This window comes from Bradyrhizobium neotropicale, assembly GCF_001641695.1.
GTDB lineage: Bacteria > Pseudomonadota > Alphaproteobacteria > Rhizobiales > Xanthobacteraceae > Bradyrhizobium > Bradyrhizobium neotropicale.
This window is the reverse complement of sequence record NZ_LSEF01000063.1, coordinates 160,747-183,373: the sequence shown is the minus strand read 5'-3', so window position 1 is coordinate 183,373 and position 22,627 is coordinate 160,747. Positions and strand designations below refer to the sequence as shown.

Genomic DNA, 22,627 nt, shown 5'->3' with positions numbered 1-22,627 from the left:
AGCGTCTTCAGGCGAGGAACAGCGCAACCAGCGCGACCGCCGCCGGCAGTGCCTGCACGATCAGGATGCGTGTGCTGACGGTCGCTGCACCGTAAGCGCCGGCCACGATGACGCAGACGAGGAAGAATGCCTTGATCTGGAACGCAAAGGCCGGATTGCCGTGGACGAGGCCCCAGATCAGCCCGGCCGCGAGGAAGCCGTTATAGAGCCCCTGATTGGCGGCCAGCACTTTTGTGATCTCGGCCTTTTCCGGCGTATTGCGAAAGACCTTCAAGCCCTGCGGCTTGTCCCAGAGGAACATCTCCAGGATCAGGAAATAGGCGTGCAGTGCGGCGACCAGCGCCACCAGGATATTGGCGATCAAGTTCAAGTTGAGCCCCCACTCAAACGTCAGCTTTCGGGTGGACGCTAGCATGCCTCATGTGTCACGTGCGATATCTGTTCTGACGCAATGGTGTCGCAATGAACGCTCGACCGACACATCGACCTGAGAGCTTCGGTCTTGATCGGCTGAAGACGCCGATCGGGATCGCGCTGCTCGTCACCGATGCCGAAGGCGTGCTGCGGGCGCTGGACTGGGAGGATTACGAGCACCGCATGCGCGAGCTCCTGCGCCTGCATTACGGTGCGGTGGAGCTGCGCAATCAGCCGGCGCCCGCCAGCATGAAGGCCGCGCTGTCAGGCTATTTCGACGGCGATCTTTCCCAGCTTGCGACGGTCGCCTGGCGCGTCGCCGGCACGCCGTTCCAGCGCAAGGTCTGGACGGCGCTCGCGACAATCCCCGTTGGCACCACGCTCAACTATGGCGCGCTCGCCGCGAAGCTCGACATGCCCAAGGCTGTGCGCGCGGTCGGTCACGCCAACGGCTCCAACCCGATCAGCGTGGTGCTGCCCTGTCACCGCCTGATCGGCGCCGATGGTTCGCTGGTGAAATACGGCGGCGGCCTCGAGCGCAAGCGCTGGCTGCTCAGGCATGAGGGCGTGGAGGTTTAGGGCGGCGGCGCGCTCGCCTCTCCTTTCGTCATTCCGGGGCGCGCGAAGCGCGAGCCCGGAATCCATTTATCTGCAGAGCAGGTGGCGAAATGGATTCCGGGTTCGCCGCTGCGCGGCGCCCCGGAATGACGAGGAAGAGAGTAGTGCGCGAAGCCCGTCCTCACGCCGCCGGCTGAACCGCCTTGTCGCCGGTTATCACATGGATCAGCGCGCTCTTGATCGCGGCCTGACGCGTCGGAGCGTTGATCTGTGCGCCGAGCAGATCGGTGACATAGAACACGTCGCGCGCACGCTCGCCGAAGGTCGCGACATGGGCCGAGGCGATGTTGAGGTTGAGCTTCGAGATCGCGGTGGTCAGCTCGTAGAGCAGGCCGGGGCGGTCGAGGCCGGACACCTCGATGACGGTGTAACGATCGGACCACTGGTTGTTGATGATCACTTCCGGCTCGATCACGAAGGGCCGCGCCTTGCTGCGCACGGCGCGGCGCGCCACCACTTCCGGCAGGCGCAGCTTGCCTTCCAGCACGTCCTCGATCATCTCGCCGATCCGCGTGGCGCGCCGGCCCTCGTCCTCGTCGCGGTCGTATTCCCGCGAAATCGAGATGGTGTCCAGCGCGCGGCCGTCGGTCGTGGTGTAGATTTGCGCGTCGACGATGTTGGCGCCGGCGGACGCACAGGCGCCCGCGATGATCGACAGCAGCCAGGGATGGTCTGCGGCGAAGATCGTCAGCTCGGTGACGCCGCGCACCTCGTCGAAGCCGACATTGATCGCGAGCTTGTGGCCGGCCTGTTCGCTCGATCGCACGAAGCGGGCGTGGCGGATTTTTCGCGGCAGCTCGACCTTGAGCCAATAGGCCGGATAGTGCCGGCCGATATAGGCGTCGAGCTCGTCCTTCGGCCATTCGGCGAACGCCATGCGGAATTCGGCGTGTGCGGCCGCGAGGCGCTTGCCGCGGTCGACTTCCGAGAAACCGCCGGTCAGCACCGGCTCGGTCTCATAATAGAGAGAGCGCAGGAGCTGCGCCTTCCAGCCGTTCCACACGCCCGGGCCGACACCGCGGATGTCGGCCGTGGTCAGGATCGTGAGCAGCTTCATCTGCTCGACCGACTGCACCACGGCGGCGAAATTCTCGATCGTCTTGCGGTCGGAGAGGTCGCGCGACTGCGCGACCGTGGACATGGTCAGATGCTCCTCGATCAGCCAGGCCACGAGCTCGGTATCGGCCGGGCTGAAGCCGAGACGTGGGCAGAGCCGGCGGGCCACCTTGGCGCCAGCGATCGAGTGATCCTCCGGCCGGCCCTTGGCAACGTCGTGCAGCAGCGTCGCGATGTAGATCACCGGCCGGTGCTCGGGCCGGGTCTTGCGCATGAGGTCGCTGGCGAGCGCGAACTCCTCGATGCCGCCGCGCTCGATGTCCTGCAGGAAGCCGATGCAGCGGATCAAATGCTCGTCGACGGTGTAGTGATGATACATGTTGAACTGCATCATCGAGACGATCTTGCCGAAGGCGCGGATGAAATGACCGAGCACGCCGGTCTCGTTCATCCGCCGCAGCACGATCTCCGCGTTGTCGGACGTCAGGATCTCCATGAAGAGACGGTTGGCCTCGGGATTTTCGCGCAGGGCCCCGTTGATCAAATTGAGCGAGCGCGTCACGTCGCGCATCGCATCCGGATGGAAGGCGAGGTTGTTCTTCTGCGCCAGGCGGAAGATCCGGATCAAATTGACCGGATCGTGCTTGAAGACGTCGGGCGCGGCGACGTTGATGCGATTGTTGTCGACGATGAAGTCGTCGCTCTCGGGCACGCGCCGCTTCACGGCGCTCGGCCGCAACCGCGCCATCATCCGGCTCAGGACCGGCGCTGGCTTGGCCTGCTGGTCCTCGAGCTTGGCGCAGAGGATGGCGGTGAGATTGCCGACCTCCTTGGCCACCAGGAAGTAGTGCTTCATGAAGCGCTCGACGTCCTGCATGCCGGGATGCGAGGTGTAGCCGAGGCGGACCGCGATCTCGCGCTGCAGGTCGAAGGAGAGGCGCTCCTCGGCGCGGCCGCAGTAGAAGTGCAGATTGCAACGCACCGACCAGAGGAAATCGGCGCAGCGGCGGAACGAGCGGAATTCCTGCGCGTCGAACACGCCGCGCTCCACCAGCTCGTCGGTGTCGCGCACGCGGTAGACGTATTTGGCGATCCAGAACAGCGTGTGCAGGTCGCGCAGGCCGCCCTTGCCGTCCTTGACGTTGGGCTCGACCAGATAGCGCGACTGGCCGCCGCGTCGATGCCGCTCCTCGCGCTCGGCGAGTTTCGCGGTGACGAATTCCGACGCCGTGCCCTGCACCACTTCCTTGTCGAAGCGCGCGACCAGCTCGTCATAGAGCGGCTTGTCTCCGGTGAGGAAGCGCGTCTCCAGGATCGCGGTGCGGATGGTCATGTCGCCGCGCGCCTGGCGGATCGACTCGTCGACCGAGCGCGTGGCGTGGCCGACCTTCAGGCCCATGTCCCAGAGGCAATAAAGGATGGCTTCCGCCACCTGCTCGCCCCAGGCGGTCTGCTTGTAGGGCAGGATGAACAGCAGATCGATGTCGGATTCCGGTGCCATCAGGCCGCGGCCATAGCCGCCGGTCGCGACCACCGACATGCGCTCGGCTCCGCTCGGGATCGGCGAGCGGTAGAGATGCTGGGTTGCGGCCGCGTACAGGATGCGGATGATCTCGTCCTGCACGTGGCACAGCCGCTCGGCGCAGCGCCGGCCGTGGCGGTCCTTCAGCAGAATCTTCTGCGCCTCCGCGCGGGCGGCGATCAGCTCGGCCTTGAGCAGTTGCGCCAGCGCGGAGCGGAACACGTCCTCGCGCCCTTCGTGCTTTTCAGCGAGCGCATCGACCGCGGCGGTGATCCGTGCGGTGTCGAAGCGGTCGTCCACCTCTGCTCTGTGTTGGGTCGCAACGCTATCCATGCTTCACCGGATATAAGAGGTGACAGGCGCTGTCACCCGCCATTCTCAGGCAATAGTCGTTCCATGCTTGAAAAGGCTCGCTTCCGGCAAACTTGTTCTCGGCGGGCAGGCTTTCAAGGGGCGGATTTTCCTGTTGACCTCTAGATATAACTCATTGAAAAACAATGAAGTTTCCGAGGAGCCGGGTATGACTCAACTTTCACGACGCGTTCTGTTGGCAGGAGCCGTGGCTCTTGCATTGACCCCTGCGGCGCGAGCGGCGGAGCCGCTCAAGGAGATCCGCATCGATTGGGCGACCTACAATCCGGTGTCGCTGGTCCTGAAGCAGAAGGGGCTTTTGGAGAAGGAGTTCGCCAAGGACGGCATCAGCATCACTTGGGTGCAGTCGGCCGGCTCCAACAAGGCGCTCGAATTCCTCAATGCGGGCTCGATCGATTTCGGCTCGACCGCGGGCTCGGCGGCGCTGGTGGCCCGGATCAACGGCAACCCGATCAAGTCGATCTATGTCTATTCGCGTCCCGAGTGGACCGCGCTGGTCACGGGCAAGGATTCCAAGATCGCGAGCGTGGCTGATTTGAAGGGCAAGCGCGTCGCGGTGACGCGCGGCACCGATCCGCACATCTTCCTGGTGCGCGCGCTGCTCGCGGCGGGCCTGACCGAAAAGGACATCACGCCGGTGCTGCTCCAGCATGCCGACGGCAAGACCGCAATGATCCGCGGCGATGTCGACGCCTGGGCCGGCCTCGATCCGATGATGGCGCAGGCCGAGGTGGAAGAGGGCGCAAAGCTGTTCTATCGCAAGGCCGACGCCAACACCTGGGGCATCCTCAATGCGCGCGAGCAGTTCCTGAAGGACTATCCGGACGTCGCCCGCCGCGTGCTGGCGGTGTACGAGGAGGCCCGGAAATATTCGCTGGCGAATTACGACGAGCTGAAGAAGACCTTCATCGCCGTGACCAAGCTGCCTGAGGCCGTCGTCGACAAGCAGCTCAAGGAGCGCACCGAGCTCACCCACAGCCGCATCGGCACGCCCCAGCGCGAGTCCATCCTCGCCGCCGGCCTCGCGCTCCAGCAGGCCGGCGTCGTCGACGCCAAGGTCGACGTGAAGGCAACGCTCGATGCCCTGATCGACGACCAGGTCCCGCTGCCGACGAATTGACGCTGCTAACCCTCCCCCTTGTGGGGGCAGGGCTATCGCATATGCCCTTGTAGCGCGAACGCGCTCGGACCTTCATGGTTCGAGACGCGCCGTAAGGCGCTCCTCACCATGAGGGTCTAAGATTTTGCCGCAAAACAAGACCTCATCCTGAGGAGCCCGCCAAAAGCGGGCGTCTCGAAGGATGGGCCGCAAGGAGCCTACCTGCCAAACTCCTCTCTCATATGCGATTGCCCTACCTTGTGAGGGAGGGTGGCTTCGCGGAACGCGAAGCCGGGTGAGAGGTCTCTATCCTCACGAACGGTCTTGCGCGTGGAGAGAACCCCTCATCCGTCGCGGACCTTCTCCTACAAGGGGAGAAGGAAGGGAGCCGCTGAGAATGCCGCACGCCCTTGCATTCCCCGGCGAGACGCGCTTCCTACGGCCATGATCTCCGACGCGCCAGTCCTGCAACAATCCTCGGAACAAGCCGAAAGCACCGCCGCGCCCGCGCCGTCGCGGCTTGCGCGTTATGCGCGGCCGATGCTCGGGATCTTGCTGCCGCTGATCCTTGCGGTCGGCTGGGAACTCGTGGTGTGGCTGGGCTACTCCAATGGCCGGCTGGTGCCACCGCCCTCGCGCATCTTCGCGACCATTTTGGAGCTTGCGCACTCCGGCGAGCTGGCGCGGCACATTGCCGCGACGCTGTGGCGCGTCGGGCTCGGCTTCGCCTTCGGCGTCGTTGCAGGGACGGCGCTTGGCGCGATCTCCGGCTACTGGTCGCTGGCGCGGCGGCTCCTTGATCCCACAGTGCAAGCATTGCGCGCGATCCCGTCGCTCGCTTGGGTGCCGCTGTTCATCCTCTGGCTCGGCATCTTCGAGACGTCGAAGATCGCGCTGATCGCGGTCGGCGTGTTCTTCCCGGTTTATCTCGGCGTCATGGGCGCGATCCTCTCGGTCGATCGCAAGGTTGTCGAGGTCGGCCGCGTCTTCCGCCTCTCGGGACCTGCCATGATCCGCCGCATCCTGCTGCCCGCGGTGCTGCCGGCCTATGTGGTGTCCTTGCGTGTCGGCCTCGGTCTGGGCTGGATGTTCGTGGTGGCAGCCGAGCTGATCGGCGCTTCCGAAGGCCTCGGCTATCTCCTGCTCGACGGCCAGCAGCTCGGCAAGCCCGCGCAGATCCTCGCCGCGATCGTGATCTTCGCGATCCTCGGCAAGCTCACCGACTGGCTGATCGAGGTTGCAGCTTTACCTTTCCTGCGCTGGCAGGACGCCTTCGGGCGCGCGAAGGGAGCTTGACGCGATGCTGGCGCTCGACCGGGTCAGCAAGACCTATCCCAACGGCGTGCAGGCGCTGGCGCGCTTCTCGGCGGAGATCGGGCAAGGCGAGATCATCGCCATCATCGGCGGCTCCGGCTGCGGTAAGTCCACGCTCTTGCGTGCGATCGCCGGCCTCGACCGCGCGAGCGCCGGCACGGTGACGCTCGACAGCGAAGCAATCACCTCGCCGCACGCCAAGATCGGGATCATCTTCCAGGAGCCGCGGCTTTTGCCCTGGCTCAGCGTCGCCGACAATATCGGCTTCGGCCTCGCCGACCTGCCTGCGGCAGAGCGGCGCCAGAAGGTGGCGCGTGCGCTCGAACGCGTTGGACTTGCCGACAAGGCCGAGGCCTGGCCGCGCGAGCTCTCGGGCGGGCAGGCGCAGCGCGTCGCGATCGCGCGCGCGCTGGTGCCGCAGCCCGAGGTGCTGCTGCTCGACGAGCCGTTCTCCGCGCTCGATGCCTTCACCCGGCGCGACCTCCAGGACCATCTGCTCGACCTCTGGGCCGATACGCGGCCGACGCTGATCCTGGTCACGCATGACGTCGACGAAGCCGTGGTGCTGGCCGATCGCGTGCTGGTGATGCGGCCGCGGCCGGGCCGGCTGTTCGACCAGATCGAGATCAATCTGACGCGGCCGCGCGACCGCAATTCGCCGCTGTTCGAGAATTTCAAGCGCAGTGTGCTGACGTCACTCGATCGTTCGCTCGACCGCAACGTCCCCGACCGTGACGCAACCCAGGGTCCCGGTCAGGCCATGTGGTGGTGACAATCTCCCCTCAAGCCGGTACATCGAGGGGCGATTTTGCCGGGAGAGAACAACATGGACGCCGCCGAACTGCGCCAGATGCAGGCTCCGATCAAGGAGCGCTACAAGACCGATCCCAAAGCCGCACTGATCACGCTGAAGGCGAAGGGCTCGACCGACAGTGATGGCATCGCCTGCAAGGTCGAGACCGGCCGCGCGATCGCGATGGCTGGCCTGCATCCGGCCACCGGCGGCTCCGGCCTCGAGCTCTGCTCGGGCGACATGTTGCTGGAGGCGCTGGTCGCCTGCGCCGGCGTCACGCTGAAATCGGTCGCGACCGCGATCGAGGTGCCGCTGAAGACCGGTAACGTCTACGCCGAAGGCGATCTCGATTTCCGCGGCACGCTCGGCGTCGACAAGGAGACGCCGGTCGGCTTCGCCGAGATCCGCCTGCGCTTCGAGGTCGACACCGATGCGCCGCAGGACAAGCTCGATCTGCTGCTCAAGCTCACCGAGCGCTATTGCGTGGTCTATCAGACCATCAAGAACGGGCCGAAGGTTTCGGTCTCGATGCAGCGGGTGTGATTTTCTTACCCTCCCCCTCCAGGGGACGGTAAGAAGCAAAAAAATGCCCCCCGAGCTCCACTTCATCCTCCTCCTCGTATTGCGCATGGCGATCGCCGCGGCGTTTGTCGTGTCGGCGTCGATCATCACCGAGCGTTCGGGGCCGGTGATCGGGGCGCTGGTGGCGACCCTGCCGATCTCGGCCGGTCCCTCCTACGTCTTCCTCGCGCTCGACCATGACGCCGCCTTCATTGCGCAGGGCGCGCTGGCGAGCCTGCCGGTCAATGCGGCGACGATCGTTCTCGGGCTCATTTATGTCGTGCTGGCGCAGCGGCGTAGTCTTCTGGTGAGTTGCGGAAGCGCAGTCGCGGTCTGGATCGTGCTCGCGTCGATCATCCGTCTGTTCGACTGGACGCTGGCGGCCGGGCTCGCCGTCAATCTGATCGCGTTCGGTATCTGCATTCCGCTGCTGGCGCGCTACCGCCATGTGAAGATGCCGCTGGTCACGCGCCGCTGGTACGACATTCCGTTTCGTGCGACCCTGGTTGCGACCCTGGTCGCGATCGTGGTCTCGACGTCGGGCTGGGTCGGCCCGCGGGTCTCCGGCGTCATCGCGCTCTACCCGATCGTCTTCACCAGCATGATGGTGATCCTCCATCCGCGCATCGGCGGTCCGCCGACCGCGGCAGTGCTCGCCAATTCCGCCTGGGGGCTGCTCGGATTCGGCATGGCGATCGCGGTCATGCACGTGGCCGTGGTGTGGTTCGGCTCTGCGATCGGCTTGAGCCTGGCGCTCGCGACCTGCGTCAGCTGGAATCTGACGCTCTGGTGGAACGGCCGGCGTGCGACGCGCAAGGCGCTTCGGGCGTCGTGAGATTGCGGACAGGCGCGACGGGTACTTCCGCCCCTTTTGTTAGAACTTTGTTCGAGCTTTTCCCGTACGAATCAACACTGCGTACCCGCATCCGATTCCGTCAGCACGCATTTTGACGGTTCTTTCGATCGCTCGGATCTCGCGGGATTTGTTTGGAGTCCGGCAGCGCTGCCGCCTGGTCATGACCACCGGTTCCGACACGCTGTTTCCCGTCGGTCTTATTTTGAAACGGAGATTCCTTGATGTTTGGTCGCAAGTCCCGCGGTGACTCAGAAGCGCAGCTTGCCGCCATCGGCCGCTCGCAGGCCGTGATCGAATTCGCCATGGACGGCACGGTCCTCGACGCCAACCAGAATTTCCTCGGCGCCCTCGGCTATTCCCGCGAGGAGATCAACGGCAAGAAGCACGCCATGTTCATGCCGGCCGATCAGCGCGATGGCGCCGAGTACAAGGCGTTCTGGACGCAGCTCAACCGCGGCGAGGCCCAGGCCGGCGAATTCAAGCGGATCGCCAAAGGCGGCCGCGAGGTCTGGATCGAGGCGTCCTACAATCCGGTGCTTGATGGCGCCGGCAAGCCCGTCAAGGTCGTGAAGATCGCGACCGATATCACCGAGAAGAAGATTCGCAGCATGGCGGATGCGTCGAAGATCGCCGCCATCAGCCGCGCGCAGGCCGTTATCGAGTTCAAGCTCGACGGCACCATCGTCACCGCCAACGAGAACTTCCGCAATGCGCTCGGCTATTCGCTGAGCGAGATCCAGGGCAAGCATCACAGCCTGTTCGTGCCGCAGGCTGAACGCGACAGCGCGACCTATCGCGAGTTCTGGGCCGCGCTCAACCGCGGCCAGTACCAGGCGGCCGAATACAAGCGCATCGGCAAGGGTGGCCGCGAAGTCTGGATCCTTGCCTCCTACAATCCGCTGCTCGACGAGGCCGGCAAGCCGTTCGGCGTGGTGAAATTCGCAACCGACGTCACCGCAGAGAAGCTGAAGAACGCTGACCTCGCCGGTCAGATCGCGGCGATCGGGAAGGCGCAGGCGGTGATCGAATTCAACATGGACGGCACGATCATCACCGCCAACCCCAATTTCCTCGGTGCGCTCGGCTACTCGCTCGACGAGATCAAGGGGCGCCACCACAGCATGTTCGTCGAGCCGTCGGACCGCGACGGCGCGGCCTATCGTGAGTTCTGGGCGGCGCTCAACCGCGGCCAGTACCAGGCGGGCGAATACAAGCGTATCGGCAAGGGTGGCAAGGAGGTCTACATCCAGGCCTCCTACAATCCCATCCTCGATCTCAACGGCAAGCCGTTCAAGGTCGTGAAATACGCGGCCGATACCACCAAGCAGGTGCTGGTCCGCATGGGCAATGAACGCGTCCGCGGCATGATGGAGTCGGTTGCCTCCGGCTCGGAGGAGCTGAACGCCTCGGTGCGGGAAATCTCCGAAGCCATGACGAAATCGCGCGAGACAGCGCTGGGCGCGGTGGAGCAGGTCGCGGCCGCCGATGCGCAGGCCCAGCGCCTCACCGAGGCGGCGCAGGCGATGAGCGGTATCGTCGAGATGATCAACAGCATCACCGGGCAGATCAATCTGCTGGCGCTCAACGCCACGATCGAATCCGCCCGTGCAGGCGAGGCCGGCCGCGGCTTTGCGGTGGTCGCTTCCGAAGTGAAGAGCCTCGCCAACCAGGCCAAGCAGGCGACCGACAAGATCGCCCAGGAGATCGGCAGCCTCAATGGCATTTCCGGCGACGTCGTCAGCGCGCTCGGCTCGATCAAGCACGCCATCAACAGTGTCAGTGAATATGTGACGTCGACGGCGGCCGCAGTCGAGGAGCAGAGCACGGTGACGAACGAGATGTCGACCAGCATGCAGCGCGCCGCCGCGGAAGCCGCCGCGATCGCGGCAAGGGCATAGCCGGGCACCCGGATCGTAGGGTGGGTTAGCTCTGCGGCTGCGCGAAGCGCAGTCCGCCAAGCGTAACCCACCTCTTCTCGAGCGGCGACAAAGGTGGTGGGTTACGCCTTCGGCTAATCCACCCTACGGCATTGTCACTGCTTCGGCAGCTTGGCCTTCAAGGCATAGAGCGCATCCAGCGCCTCGCGTGGCGTCATTTCGTCGGGATGCAGCGCTTTCACCGCTTCCATCAACAAGTCGGCCTCGCTCGGCGGTGCGTCCTCGGCGGCGGCGCGCGAGGGCACCGCGAACAGCGGCAGATCGTCGACGAGGGCGCGCGCGGTCTGGCCGCGATCCTGCGCCTCGAGCTTTGCCAAGACGGATTTCGCGCGCGTGATCACCGCCGGCGGCAGGCCCGCGAGCTTTGCGACCTGGATGCCGTAGGATCGGTCGGCCGAGCCCGGCAGCACCTCGTGCAGAAACACGACGTTGCCCTGCCATTCCTTCACCCGCACCGTCGCGTTGAACATCCGCGGCAGCTTGGCCGAGAGCGCGGTGAGCTCGTGATAGTGAGTGGCGAACAGCGTGCGGCAGCGGTTGCTCTCGTGCAGATGCTCGATCGCCGCCCAGGCGATCGACAGGCCGTCGAAGGTCGCGGTGCCGCGGCCGATCTCGTCGAGGATCACGAGCGAGCGTTCGCCGGCCTGGTTGAGGATCGCCGCGGTCTCGACCATCTCCACCATGAAGGTGGAGCGGCCGCGGGCGAGATCGTCGGCGGCGCCGACGCGCGAGAACAAGCGGTCGATGATGCCGATCCGCGCGCGCGAGGCCGGCACGAAGCTGCCAATTTGCGCGAGGAGAGCAATGAGCGCGTTCTGGCGCAGGAAGGTCGACTTACCGGCCATGTTGGGACCGGTGAGCAGCCAGAGCTGGCCGGACTTTTGCCCAGGCGCCGGCGAGAGATCGCAGGCGTTGGCAATGAACGGCTCGCCATTGCGCTTCAAGGCCTGCTCGACCACGGGATGGCGGCCGGCCTCGATCGCAAAGCCGAGCGAGCCGTCGACCTCGGGCCGCACGTAGTTGTCGTCGACCGCGAGTTTGGCCAGCGACGTTGCGACATCGAGCAGCGCGAAGGCGTGCGCGGCGGCGCGCAGATCGTCGCTGATCGCCAGCGCCTTGGCACAGAGCCGCTCGAAGATATCGAGCTCGAGCCCGAGCGCGCGGTCGCCGGCATTGGCGATCTTGGCCTCGATCTCGCCGAGCTCTGAAGTGGTAAAACGCACCTGGCCCGCCAGCGTCTGGCGGTGGATGAAGGTGGCATTCAGCGGCGGCGACATCAGCTTGTCGCCGTGCTGCGCCGTCACCTCGACGAAATAGCCGAGCACGTTGTTGTGGCGGATCTTCAGGCCTTTGACGCCTGTGTCGTCGGCGTAGCGCGCCTGCATCGAGGCCACCACGAGCCGCGAGGCGTCGCGCAGATTGCGGGCCTCGTCGAGCGCGGGCTCGTAGCCCTCGCGGACGAAGCCGCCGTCGCGCTTGATCAGCGGCAATTGCTCGGCGAGCGCGACGGCAAATTCTGCCGCCAGCTCGCGCGACGGCCGCTGCATCGCCGCCATCACGGTCGCGATCTCCTGTGGCGGCTGGTCGAGTTCGGAGAGCCGCGCCAGCACCTGGTCGGCGGCCACGATGCCGTCGCGGATGCCTGCAAGGTCGCGGGGTCCGCCACGGCCGACCGAGAGCCGCGCCAGCGCGCGCGACATGTCGGGAGCACCGCGCAGGATGCTGCGGATGTCCTCGCGCGCGGCTGAATCCGTAGCGAAAGCGCTGACCGCATCGAGCCGACGCGCGATGCCCGCCGCATCCGTCAGCGGTGCCGCGAGCCGCTGCGCAAGCAGGCGCGAACCGGCCGAGGTCACCGTGCAGTCGATGGCATCGAGCAGCGAGCCGCGGCGCTCGCCCGCGAGCGTGCGCGTCAGCTCGAGATTGGCGCGGGTGGCAGGATCGATCGCCATGGTCGCGCCCGACGCTTCGCGCGCCGGCGGCGACAGCGGCGGATGCTTGCCGACCTGGGTACGGTCGACGTAGGTCACGGCAGCGGCCGCGGCTGTTGCCTCCAGACGCGTGAGCTGCGCCAGCCCGTCCATGGTGGCGACTGCAAAGTAGTCGCACAGCCGCTTCTCGGCGGTGGCGCCGTCGAAGACATCGCGGGTCAGCGGCGTCACCGCCGGCAGCTCGCGCAAGGTTTGCCCGAGCTCGCTGTCGCCATAAAGCGCGTCGGTGACGATCGCCTCGTTCGGATTGATGCGCGCCAGCGTCGCGGCGAGCTCGCCGCCGCTGCACTCCGTCACCATGAATTCGGCGGTGGAGATGTCGATCCAGGCGAGCCCGAAGCGGTCGCCGCCGGCGGAGGAGCGGGCGCGCGCAATCGCCAGCAGATAATTGTTGGCGCGTGCATCGAGCAGCGTGTCCTCGGTCAGCGTGCCCGGGGTGACCAGCCGCACCACGCCGCGACGGACCACGCTCTTGTTGCCGCGCGCCTTGGCGGCGGCGGGATCTTCGGTCTGCTCGCACACCGCGACCCGGTGGCCCGCGGTGATCAGGCGATGCAGATAATCCTCGGCGCGCTCAACCGGCACGCCGCACATCGCAATATCGGCGCCCTGATGCTTGCCGCGCTTGGTCAGCACGATGCCGAGCGTCTTGGAGGCGATCTCGGCATCCTCGAAGAACAATTCGTAGAAATCGCCCATCCGGTAGAACAGCAGCAGGCCCGGATGCGCCGCCTTGATCTCCAGGTACTGCTCCATCATCGGCGTCACGCGCGCAGAAGTTTCCGCCTGTGGCGCGGGCGTGGGTTCAGGGGCGGGCGCGGGGATGGGCTGTTGGGTCGTCATCAGAGCGTTTTCGAGTGAAGTGGGCACCGGTTCGCGTGAAGAAAACGCGTCAAAAACAAGAGGCTTGGAGTGCGGTTCTGACCGTGCTCCAAGCGGCGCAACCTACAAAATTTCGCACCACCCTCCTATCGGTTTGGCCGGGGGAGGCGGGTTTTCCACGTTGTCCGTGTTGTGGAACGCGGTCGACACATTCTCGGTCGTCATTCCGGGATGCGCCGACAGGCGCAGGCCCGGAATCCATAGCCCCGATCGGTGGTTATGGATTCCGGGCTCGCCCTTCGGGCGCCCCGGAATGACAGCGGAGTTTCATGGCGCTTGGTCGAATACGCGCCCCGCGAAACCGTCAATTGACCTGCCGCGGGCGCCCTCCTAAAACTCCGCCGTCATTGAAGAATTTTGGCCGAACCGCGGCATTCAGGGAGAACAACGATGCGTGATGTCTTTATCTGCGATGCCGTGCGGACCCCGATCGGCCGTTTCGGCGGCGCGCTCGCCAAGGTGCGCGCCGACGACCTCGCCGCCGCACCGATCAAGGCGCTGATGGCCAAGCACCCCAATCTCGACTGGTCGCAGGTCGACGAAGTCTTCTTCGGCTGCGCCAACCAGGCCGGCGAGGACAACCGCAACGTCGCGCGCATGGCGCTCCTGCTCGCGGGTCTGCCGGATTCGGTTCCCGGCCAGACCCTGAACCGGCTCTGCGCCTCCGGCCTCGATGCGGTCGGCGCCGCAGGCCGTGCGATCCGTTCGGGCGAGATCGAATTCGCCATTGCCGGCGGCGTCGAATCGATGACGCGCGCGCCGTTCGTAATGGGCAAGGCGCAGGAAGCCTTCTCGCGCTCCGCCGAGATTTTCGACACCACGATCGGCTGGCGCTTCATCAATCCGCTGCTGAAGGCGCAGTATGGCGTCGACGCCATGCCCGAGACCGGCGAGAACGTCGCCGAGGAATTCCAGGTCTCGCGCGCCGACCAGGACGCCTTCGCAATCCGCTCGCAGCAGCGTGCCGGTGCCGCGATCGCGGCCGGCTATTTCGCGGAAGAGATCACGCCGATCACGATCCCCGGCGGCAAGGCCGGCCCGATCACGGTCGACAAGGACGAGCATCCGCGTCCCGAGACCACGCTCGAAGGCCTCGCCAAGCTGAAGCCGATCGTGCGCAATCCCGGCACGGTGACGGCCGGCAACGCCTCCGGCGTCAATGACGGCGCCGCTGCGATGATCCTGGCCTCCGAGGCCGTCGTGAAGAAGCACGGTCTGACGCCGCGCGCCCGCATCCTCGGTCTTGCCTCGGCCGGCGTGCCGCCGCGCATCATGGGCATCGGTCCGGTCCCTGCCACTCGCAAGCTGATGGAGCGTCTCGGCAAGAAGATCAGTGACTTTGACCTGATCGAGCTGAACGAGGCTTTCGCCTCGCAGGGCATCGCCTGCCTGCGCCAGCTCGGCGTCAAGGACGATGCCGACTTCGTCAATCCGCATGGCGGTGCGATCGCGCTCGGCCATCCCCTCGGCATGAGCGGCGCGCGCCTCGCGCTCACCGCCGTGCACGGCATGGAGAAGCGCGGCGGCAAGCTCGCGCTCGCCACCATGTGCGTCGGCGTCGGCCAGGGCGTCGCGGTCGCGATCGAGAAGCTGAATTGACGGGACGCGTAGCGGCCCGTCATCCCGGAGCCGCCCGGTAGGGCGGAATCCGGGATCTCGAGATTCCGGGTCTGGTCCTTCGGACCATCCCGGAATGACAGGGAGAAAATGACCCATGATCATCGAGCGTGAGCAGGACGTCACGGCCTCGGCATTGGCCGTGATGGAGCGGACGTCCGATCCGCGGCTGCGCCAGATCATGATCTCCCTGGTCAAGCACCTGCACGGCTTCGTCCGCGATGTCCGCCTGACCGAGGCGGAATTCCGCGACGCCGCGGCGATCCTGGTCGAGCTCGGCAAGCTCACGACCGACACGCATAATGAAGCCGTGCTGATGGCGGGTTCGCTCGGCGTCTCCTCGCTGGTGTGCCTCTTGAACAATGGCGATCAGGGCAACACGGAGACGGATCAGTCACTGCTCGGACCGTTCTGGCGATTGAACTCACCGCGGGTGGAGAATGGCGGGTCGATCGTTCGTTCCGATACGCCGGGTGCGCCGCTGTTCGTCAGCGGCCGTGTGGTGGACAAGGACGGTCGTCCCATCGCGGGCGCCGAGGTCGATATCTGGCACGCTTCGCCGGTCGGTCTCTATGAGAACCAGGATCCCGAGCAGGCCGACATGAACCTGCGCGGCAAGTTCACGACCGACCAGGATGGACGCTTCTCCTTCCGCTCGGTGATGATGGTTGGCTATCCCATTCCGACCGACGGTGTCGTCGGCCGCCTCCTGGAGGCGCAGAGCCGGCACCCCTATCGTCCCGCGCATCTGCATGGCCTGATCTTCAAGCCCGGATTCAAGGTGCTGATCTCGCAGGTCTATGATCCCGCCGATCCTCACATCGACAGCGACGTGCAGTTCGGCGTGACACAAGCGCTGATCGGCAAGTTCCTGCGCCATGATTCGCCGCATCCGACCGAGCCTGACGTCGCGACGCCCTGGTATTCGCTCGACCACACCTACCGGCTCGAGGCCGGCGAGGCCATACTGCCGCGTCCGCCGATCAAATAGGGCGCTGCAGGAGGCCGCTAAACCAGCTTCCCTCGATTAGTTATATATTATAATGATTGGCCGAAGCGTTGACCGGTCGGAGCTAAAATGGCCGGGGAGGAAGTTCGCCAGGAGTTTGGCGCCAGGAGTTTGGCCATGACATTCATCTACCCCGTCGACAGCAACAAGGCGCACCCGCTGCCGCTGTCGCCCGACTACAAGAGCTCGATCAAGCGCGCGCCGAACAAGCCCCTGATCCCGATGCGCCACACGCTGTCGGAGCTCACCGGCCCTGTCTACGGCCACGAGACCGTGCGTGAGGGCGACAATGATCTCACCCGCCAGCACGCGGGCGAGCCGCTCGGCGAGCGCATCATCGTGCACGGCCATGTCCTCGACGAGGACGGCCGCGGCGTCGCGAATTCGCTGGTCGAGATATGGCAGGCCAATGCCTGCGGCCGCTACGTCCATGTCCGCGACCAGCACCCCGCGCCGCTCGATCCGAACTTCACTGGCGCTGGCCGCACCCAGAGCGATGCCTCCGGCTATTATCGCTTCGTCACCATCAAGCCCGGCGCCTATCCCTGGGGCAATCACCACAATGCGTGGCGGCCGGCGCACATCCATCTCTCGGTGTTCGGCCACTCCTTCGTCACGCGACTGGTGACGCAGATGTATTTTCCGGCCGATCCGCTGTTCCCGTTCGATCCGATCTTCAACTCGGTGCCAGACGAGAAGGCGCGCGCGCGAATGGTCTCGTCGTTCGATCTCGAGAACACCCAGCCCGAATGGGCGCTGTGCTACCGCTTCAACATCGTGCTGCGCGGCAAGAACGCCACGCCAATGGAGAACACCTAAAGTGCAGGATTCTGTGAAGCCCAACGGGATCACGCCATCGCAGACGGTCGGTCCGTTCTTCAAATACGGCCTGACGCCGAACGGCGAGTACGCCTGGAACGACGCGTTCACCAACTCGACGCTGACGCCGGACGTCTCCGGCGATCGCATCCGCATCGAGGGCCGCGTGTTCGACGGCGACGGCGTCGTCGTGCCCGACTGCATGCTGGAGATCTGGCAGGCGGACGCGCAAGGGCGGTTCGCCGACCCGCAGGACAAGCGCGCGCTGCCTAACGCCAGCTTCCGCGGCTTTGCCCGCTGTGGCACCGACAAGGATGGCAATTATTCCTTCGAAACGATCAAGCCGGGCGTGGTGCCGGACCCCGACGGCAAGCCGCAGGCGCCGCACATTCTCGTGGCGGTGTTCGCGCGCGGCATGCTGCGGCATCTCTACACCCGCATCTATTTCGGCGACGAGGCCGCCAACGCCACCGATCCCGTGCTGGCGCTGGTCCCCGCCGATCGCCGGGCGACGCTGACTGCGGTGCGCGAGGCCGGCAAGCCGGTCTATCGCCTCGACCTGCGTCTGCAGGGGGCCGACGAGACGGTGTTCTTCGACGTGTAAAACCGGGGACGCCTTCTGAGTGAAGGCGGACCGTTCTGGCGCTTCCGGGTGTGTTCGTGCAGTATGGCACCGCACAGGGGCGTCGTGGTTTTCATGACAAATCCGCAACTGCCGGCGGCGGCTGAGGCCGGCCACCTCACTGCGGCGCTGCGCAAGGCGGGCGCGCTGGACCGCGGCGCCGTCCGTGAGGTGAAGGTGCTGCATCAGCGCGACACCATCGTCTCGCACATCATCCGGCTCCGGCTGCGCTATGTCGGAGAGTCCGACGGCGCGCCACAATCCCTGATCCTCAAGACACCGCATGCCAATTTCGCAAAGACCTTGGCGAATGCGGGCCGGCAGGAAGTGGCCTTCTACACCCAGCTCGCGCCAAAGATACCGGCGCAGGTCGTGCCACGCTGTTTCGACGGGACGTTCGACGAGGAGAGTCTCGCCTGGCATCTCCTGCTCGAGGACCTCACCGACAGCCATGTGATCGCGACCCAATGGCCGCTGCCACCGTCGCGCGGCCAGGCGATGGCGATCGTCACGGCCTTGGGGCGTATGCACGCGGCATGGTGGGATCACGCCAGCCTCGGCGAAACCGTCGGTAGCTGGATGAGCACCGACGACAGCACGAAGCTGGTGGAGACCTTCGCGGGCCACTACGACCGCTTCGCCGATCTGCTCGGCGACCGCCTCAGCGAGGAGCGGCGGATCATCTACCGTCGCTTCATCGAGCAGTCGGGCCGGCTATTTGAGCGCTACCATTCGCGCCGCAACGTCTCGATCGCTCATGGCGACGCCCATATCTGGAATTTCCTGCTGCCGCGCGCCGGCGTCGCGGACGTCGTGCGCATCTTCGATTTCGACCAGTGGCGCATCAACGTACCGACCGGCGACCTCGCCTACATGATGGCGACGCAATGGTATCCGGAGCGCCGGCAGGCGCTCGAACGCCCGCTGCTCAACCGCTATTACGAGACGCTGATCGCGCACGGCGTCACCGGCTACACCCGCGGGGCGCTCGACCAGGATTATCGCCGGTCGGTGCTCTGGCACATCACCAAACCGGTCTGGCAGTGGAGCATCAACATCCCGCCGGTGATCTGGTGGAACAATCTGGAGCGGGTGTTTTCGGCGGTGGATGATCTGGGCTGCGAGGAGTTCTTGTAGCGCTCTCGTGTCCCGGGCGCGGTACAGCGCCGCGATGCGCCGCAGAACCGGGACCCATCTTTCCATAAAGGGCATGGGCCCCGGCTCGGCAGCGCGTCACCGCGTGCTGCGCTGCGCGGGGCACGCCAGAAGTCGAACCTACTCCATCACCGCATGTTCCGGCCCCGCGGCCTGCTTGCGCAGGGCGGCCTTGGTGGAGCCGATCATCAGCGCGAGCGGGATGGTGCAGAGGATGAAGATCATCACGAGCTGGTAGTCGTGCGCGAACGCGATGATCTGCGCCTGCACGCCGACGAGCCTGTCCGCCATGGCGCGGCCGGCGTCGGTGGAGAGGTCGATCATGCGGCTGACGTCCGGCATCTGCAGCGCATGGTTGAACGGGTTGATGTACTCGGACAGGGTCGCATAGGTCTTTCGCGTGCCCTGCGTCAGCTCCGCGATGACGACGGAAATGCCGACGGAGCTCGCGACGTTGCGGAGCAGCGTCAGCATCGCGGTGCCGTCGGTGCGCAAATTGTTCGGCAGCGTCAGGAAAGCCACGGTCGAGAGCGGCACGAAGACGAGGCCGAAGCCAAATCCCTGGATGATGCTGACGGTGACGATCTCCGGCACCTGGGTCTGGTCGGTCCAGCCGGTCATCCAGAACAACGAGCCCGCGGTCAGCGTCAGGCCGGAGATGATCAGGGTGCGCGCTTCGAAATAGCGCATCATGCGGCCGACCAGCATCATGGCGAAGAAGGTGCCGAAGCCGCGGCTCGCCAGCAGCAGGCCGGCGGTGATGATGGGATAGCCGATCACGTTCTGCAGGTAGGGCGAGGCCAGTGCCATGGTCGAGAACAGCACGAGGCCCATCACGATCATGAAGATGCAGCCGGTGACGAAATTGCGATCCTTGAAGAGCGCGAAACGGATGAACGGCGTCGACGTCGTGAAGGAGTGCGCGAGGAAGAAGTAGAAGGCGACGGCCGAGACGATGAATTCGGCGATGATCTCGTTGGATTCGAGCCAGCCGAGCTGCTCGCCACGGTCGAGCGCGAGCTGGAGCGAGCCGATCGCGATCGCCAGCGCAGTGAATCCGAGCCAGTCGAATCTGAGCGTCAGGTCCTTCTTCGTCTCATCCATGAAGACGATCAGCCCGAGCACGGTGATCGCGCCGAACGGCAGATTGACGAAGAACACCCAGTGCCAGGAATAGGTCTCGGTCAGCCAGGCGCCGAGCGAGGGGCCCATGATCGGCCCCATCATCACGCCCATGCCCCAGATCGACATCGCCTTGGCGCGTTCCTGGAGTGTGTAATAGTCGAGCATCACCGACTGCGACAGCGGCACCAACGCGGCGCCGAACACGCCCTGGAGCAGGCGGAACAGCACCATCTGGTTGATGTCCTGTGCGAGTCCGCACAGCACCGAAGCGATCGTGAAGCCGGCCGAGCAGATGATGAAGATGCGCTTGCGGCCGTAGCGATTGGCGATCCACGCCACCGGCGCCGTCATGATCGCGGCGGCGACGATGTAGGAGGTCAGCACCCAGTTGATCTGGTCCTGCGAGGCCGACAGCGTGCCCTGCATGTAGGGCAGGGCGACGTTGGCGATGGTGGTGTCCAGCGCCTGCATGATGGTCGCGGTCATGGCGCAGATCGTCACCATGTTCCGGCGCAGGCCGGGGACCATCAGATTGGCCGCGGGACCGGACATGAGGTTAGTCCTTGTCCTGGTTCGCGGTGGCCGACAATCCGAGCAGGCCGGCGAGCGAGCGCTGGTGGCCGGTGTCGATGGTGGCATAGACGCTCATGCCGGCCTTCAGCTTCTTCACGTATTTGTCGTCCTCGTCGAAATAGATGCGGACCGGCACGCGCTGCACCACCTTGACGAAATTGCCTGTGGCGTTCTGCGGCGGCAGGATCGCGAACTGCGCGCCGGTGCCGGGCGCGAGCGAACCGATCTTGCCCTTGAAGACGTGGTTCGGGAACGCGTCGACCTCGAGCGTGACGGGCTGGCCGACTGCGACATGAGTGAGGTCGCTCTCCTTCGGATTGGCGTCGACCCAGGGATGGGCCACGTCGATGATCGAGAACACCGGCGAGCCGGCGGCAACGAAGCGGCCGAGCTGGATCTGCTCGACCTGCGTCGCCACGCCGCTCATCGGCGCGCGCACCACGGCGTGGTCGAGATTGCGCTCGGCGTTGTCGAGCTTGGCCTTCGCCTGCGCATAGGGCGGGAATTTTTCCAGCGGCAGGTCGGGATCGCCGAGCAGTTGGGTCTTGGCCGTCGAGATCTGCTGCCTGACATATTGCGCGATGGAGCCGGACGTGACCAGCGCGTTCGCCGCGTTGTCGAGGTCGAGCTGCGAGCCGTAGCTGTTCTTGACCAGCGCCTGCTTGCGCTCGACGTCGCGTTGCTTCAGATCGACGCCCTGCTGGGCGAGATTGAGCATGTCGCCGTAGATCTTGATGTTGGCGCGGAGATTGTCATAGGTCGTCTGCGCTTGCGCGAGCTGCGCCTTGTCCTCGTCGACCGCCAGGCGGAACGGCACGGGGTCGATTTCGAACAGCACGTCGCCCTGCTTGACGAGCTGGCCCTCCTTGACGACGACCTTCTCGATCTTGCCGGAGATGTCGGGCGTCACCAGCACCTTCTGGGCGCCGACATAGGCGTCGTCGGTGCCGACATAGCGGCCGCCGTTCAGATAGAAGGTGATGCCGCCGATGGCGGCGACGATCGGCAGCACGACCATGAGCAGGAAGCGGCGGTAGCGCCGCAGGGCGGCCATCAGGCGGCGGCGCGGCTCGGTGCCGGCTTTCTTGGTGGGCTTGCCGCTGTCGATTTTCTGCTCGGGCGGGAACTTGAGAACCTGATCAGCCATAGCGCTGCTCCTTACGCGCTTGTTCCGCTCCGCTATTCTGGGTCGCGTTCCGCACGTTTTCCTTGATTGTTTCCAGTTGGGTGAGGAGACGGTGGGCGTCCGTCGGGTTGATGCCGTCGAGCGCGTTCGCCGTGAGCTCGGACTTGAGGCCGCTCATCCGGCCGAGCAGTTGCCGCCCCGCTTTCTTGAGATACAGGCGCTTGACCCGACGGTCCGAGGCGTCGTTGCGGCGTTCGATCCAGTCGTTGTCGCAGAGCTTGTCGATCAGGCGCGTCAGCGTGATCGGCTGTATCTCGAGCAGGTCGGCGAGCTCCGACTGCTTCATGCCCTCGCTGCGCTCGACCTTGGCCAGCACCGCCCATTGCGCGCGGGTGATGCCGAAGCGCGAGGCCTCCTTGTCGGCATAGACGCGCAGCAGGCGGTAGAGTTCACCGAGCGTGAAAAGGAAGTTCTGGTCCACGGACCCGCGGCTCATAAGCTTTGTCTCCAATAAGCTTGGGATATAATAAGCAAGCTTATGATTATTTCATGGCGGATTGGCGGAATGCTGTCCCGCCGCAAAAGCATGGCTGACCGCCGTTTGCCGGCCCGCGCTTTGGGTTCCCGGACCAAAATGCTAAAATGCTCGGCGCATGACCCTCGCAAAGCCGGCCTTTCCCGCGCCTGACCACGATCACGGCCGCTGCACCGCGGACGCGCTGGCGCATGCCGAGGAGGTCTGCGAGCAGCGCGCGCAGAAATTCACGCCGATCCGGCGGCAGGTGCTGGCGGCGCTGCTCTCCAGCCATCGCCCGCTCGGGGCCTACGAGGTCATCGACGAACTTGCCAAGTCGATGCCGCGGCCGGCGCCGATCACGGTCTATCGCGCTCTCGATTTCCTGATGGCCAACGGCCTCGTGCACCGGATCGAGAGCCGCAACGCCTATCTCGCCTGTGCCGCCCACGACCATGACGCGACCTCGGCGGTGGCGTTCCTGATCTGCGAGCGCTGCGGCCTCGTCGGCGAGATTCCGTCGGCGTCCTTTGCGCAAGACCTCAGTTCTGCGGCGCGTGCCTCGGGCTTTGCACCCAAACTGTCCGTGGTCGAGATCACGGGCACCTGCGCCCATTGTCAGAAGACTTCTTAAAACAACAACGGCGCCAAG

19 protein-coding genes are annotated in these 22,627 nt (G+C 65.3%); 13 read left to right on the top strand and 6 right to left on the bottom strand.

Annotation, left to right across the window (positions count from 1 at the left end):
• Nucleotides 1-7: 7 nt before the first annotated feature.
• Nucleotides 8-415, bottom strand: a complete 408-nt coding sequence (locus tag AXW67_RS22140) for a DUF1304 domain-containing protein (protein ID WP_063679549.1) — start codon at nucleotides 413-415, stop codon at nucleotides 8-10.
• Between the two features lie 47 nt (nucleotides 416-462).
• Here AXW67_RS22140 and AXW67_RS22135 point away from each other — a divergent pair, with 47 nt between their 5' ends.
• On the top strand, nucleotides 463-993 hold the full coding sequence (locus tag AXW67_RS22135; RefSeq protein WP_063679548.1) for a methylated-DNA--[protein]-cysteine S-methyltransferase: 531 nt from the start codon (nucleotides 463-465) through the stop codon (nucleotides 991-993).
• A gap of 160 nt (nucleotides 994-1,153) precedes the next feature.
• Here the strand turns inward: AXW67_RS22135 and AXW67_RS22130 are convergent, their stop codons facing one another.
• On the bottom strand, nucleotides 1,154-3,943 hold the full coding sequence (locus AXW67_RS22130; protein WP_063679547.1) for a [protein-PII] uridylyltransferase: 2,790 nt from the start codon (nucleotides 3,941-3,943) through the stop codon (nucleotides 1,154-1,156).
• 187 nt (nucleotides 3,944-4,130) lie between these two features.
• Here AXW67_RS22130 and AXW67_RS22125 point away from each other — a divergent pair, with 187 nt between their 5' ends.
• The 6 genes from AXW67_RS22125 (at nucleotide 4,131) to AXW67_RS22100 (ending at nucleotide 10,503) form a co-directional block, all read left to right on the top strand.
• A complete protein-coding gene (locus tag AXW67_RS22125) occupies nucleotides 4,131-5,102 on the top strand; it encodes an aliphatic sulfonate ABC transporter substrate-binding protein (protein ID WP_063679546.1) in 972 nt (323 codons plus the stop codon).
• 423 nt (nucleotides 5,103-5,525) lie between these two features.
• Nucleotides 5,526-6,377 (top strand): ABC transporter permease, encoded by an 852-nt coding sequence (locus tag AXW67_RS22120; protein ID WP_063679545.1) that lies wholly within the window; start codon nucleotides 5,526-5,528, stop codon nucleotides 6,375-6,377.
• Nucleotides 6,378-6,381: 4 nt separating this feature from the next.
• The gene (locus AXW67_RS22115) at nucleotides 6,382-7,167 is read left to right on the top strand and encodes an ABC transporter ATP-binding protein (RefSeq protein WP_063679544.1); all 786 of its coding nucleotides are present in this window, start codon (nucleotides 6,382-6,384) and stop codon (nucleotides 7,165-7,167) included.
• A 54-nt stretch (nucleotides 7,168-7,221) separates the two neighbouring features.
• Nucleotides 7,222-7,731, top strand: coding sequence for an OsmC family protein (locus AXW67_RS22110; protein WP_063679543.1), 510 nt, complete (start codon nucleotides 7,222-7,224; stop codon nucleotides 7,729-7,731).
• A 43-nt stretch (nucleotides 7,732-7,774) separates the two neighbouring features.
• Complete coding sequence (locus AXW67_RS22105) at nucleotides 7,775-8,584, top strand: hypothetical protein (protein ID WP_063679542.1); 810 nt, start codon at nucleotides 7,775-7,777, stop codon at nucleotides 8,582-8,584.
• Nucleotides 8,585-8,826: 242 nt separating this feature from the next.
• On the top strand, nucleotides 8,827-10,503 hold the full coding sequence (locus tag AXW67_RS22100) for a methyl-accepting chemotaxis protein (RefSeq protein WP_145927775.1): 1,677 nt from the start codon (nucleotides 8,827-8,829) through the stop codon (nucleotides 10,501-10,503).
• 134 nt (nucleotides 10,504-10,637) lie between these two features.
• On the opposite strand, the gene mutS is transcribed toward AXW67_RS22100, so the two are convergent.
• On the bottom strand, nucleotides 10,638-13,376 hold the full coding sequence (mutS, locus tag AXW67_RS22095; protein WP_063679540.1) for a DNA mismatch repair protein MutS: 2,739 nt from the start codon (nucleotides 13,374-13,376) through the stop codon (nucleotides 10,638-10,640).
• 429 nt (nucleotides 13,377-13,805) lie between these two features.
• Here mutS and pcaF point away from each other — a divergent pair, with 429 nt between their 5' ends.
• The 5 genes from pcaF (at nucleotide 13,806) to AXW67_RS22070 (ending at nucleotide 18,619) form a co-directional block, all read left to right on the top strand.
• The gene (gene pcaF / locus AXW67_RS22090) at nucleotides 13,806-15,014 is read left to right on the top strand and encodes a 3-oxoadipyl-CoA thiolase (protein WP_063679539.1); all 1,209 of its coding nucleotides are present in this window, start codon (nucleotides 13,806-13,808) and stop codon (nucleotides 15,012-15,014) included.
• Between the two features lie 115 nt (nucleotides 15,015-15,129).
• Nucleotides 15,130-16,023 (top strand): dioxygenase family protein, encoded by an 894-nt coding sequence (locus AXW67_RS22085; protein WP_063679538.1) that lies wholly within the window; start codon nucleotides 15,130-15,132, stop codon nucleotides 16,021-16,023.
• 135 nt (nucleotides 16,024-16,158) lie between these two features.
• Nucleotides 16,159-16,860 carry a protocatechuate 3,4-dioxygenase subunit beta gene (gene pcaH, locus AXW67_RS22080; protein WP_063679537.1) on the top strand — a complete coding sequence of 234 codons (702 nt, stop codon included), beginning with the start codon at nucleotides 16,159-16,161 and terminating at the stop codon, nucleotides 16,858-16,860.
• A gap of 1 nt (nucleotide 16,861) precedes the next feature.
• On the top strand, nucleotides 16,862-17,464 hold the full coding sequence (pcaG, locus tag AXW67_RS22075) for a protocatechuate 3,4-dioxygenase subunit alpha (RefSeq protein WP_145927774.1): 603 nt from the start codon (nucleotides 16,862-16,864) through the stop codon (nucleotides 17,462-17,464).
• A 63-nt stretch (nucleotides 17,465-17,527) separates the two neighbouring features.
• Nucleotides 17,528-18,619, top strand: a complete 1,092-nt coding sequence (locus AXW67_RS22070; RefSeq protein ID WP_063679536.1) for a phosphotransferase — start codon at nucleotides 17,528-17,530, stop codon at nucleotides 18,617-18,619.
• A gap of 138 nt (nucleotides 18,620-18,757) precedes the next feature.
• Here AXW67_RS22070 and AXW67_RS22065 read toward each other — a convergent pair whose 3' ends face one another.
• Genes AXW67_RS22065 through AXW67_RS22055 form a run of 3 tightly spaced genes read right to left on the bottom strand, consistent with a single transcriptional unit; the run spans nucleotide 18,758 to nucleotide 21,957 of the window.
• Nucleotides 18,758-20,314 carry an MDR family MFS transporter gene (locus tag AXW67_RS22065; RefSeq protein WP_063679535.1) on the bottom strand — a complete coding sequence of 519 codons (1,557 nt, stop codon included), beginning with the start codon at nucleotides 20,312-20,314 and terminating at the stop codon, nucleotides 18,758-18,760.
• Between the two features lie 4 nt (nucleotides 20,315-20,318).
• Nucleotides 20,319-21,482 (bottom strand): HlyD family secretion protein, encoded by a 1,164-nt coding sequence (locus AXW67_RS22060; protein ID WP_063679534.1) that lies wholly within the window; start codon nucleotides 21,480-21,482, stop codon nucleotides 20,319-20,321.
• Nucleotides 21,475-21,957 (bottom strand): MarR family winged helix-turn-helix transcriptional regulator, encoded by a 483-nt coding sequence (locus tag AXW67_RS22055; protein WP_063679533.1) that lies wholly within the window; start codon nucleotides 21,955-21,957, stop codon nucleotides 21,475-21,477. The genes AXW67_RS22060 and AXW67_RS22055 overlap by 8 nt, the downstream gene beginning before the upstream one ends.
• A gap of 157 nt (nucleotides 21,958-22,114) precedes the next feature.
• Between AXW67_RS22055 and AXW67_RS22050 the strand changes: the two genes are divergently transcribed.
• Nucleotides 22,115-22,609, top strand: coding sequence for a Fur family transcriptional regulator (locus AXW67_RS22050; protein WP_027549912.1), 495 nt, complete (start codon nucleotides 22,115-22,117; stop codon nucleotides 22,607-22,609).
• Nucleotides 22,610-22,627: the final 18 nt, after the last annotated feature.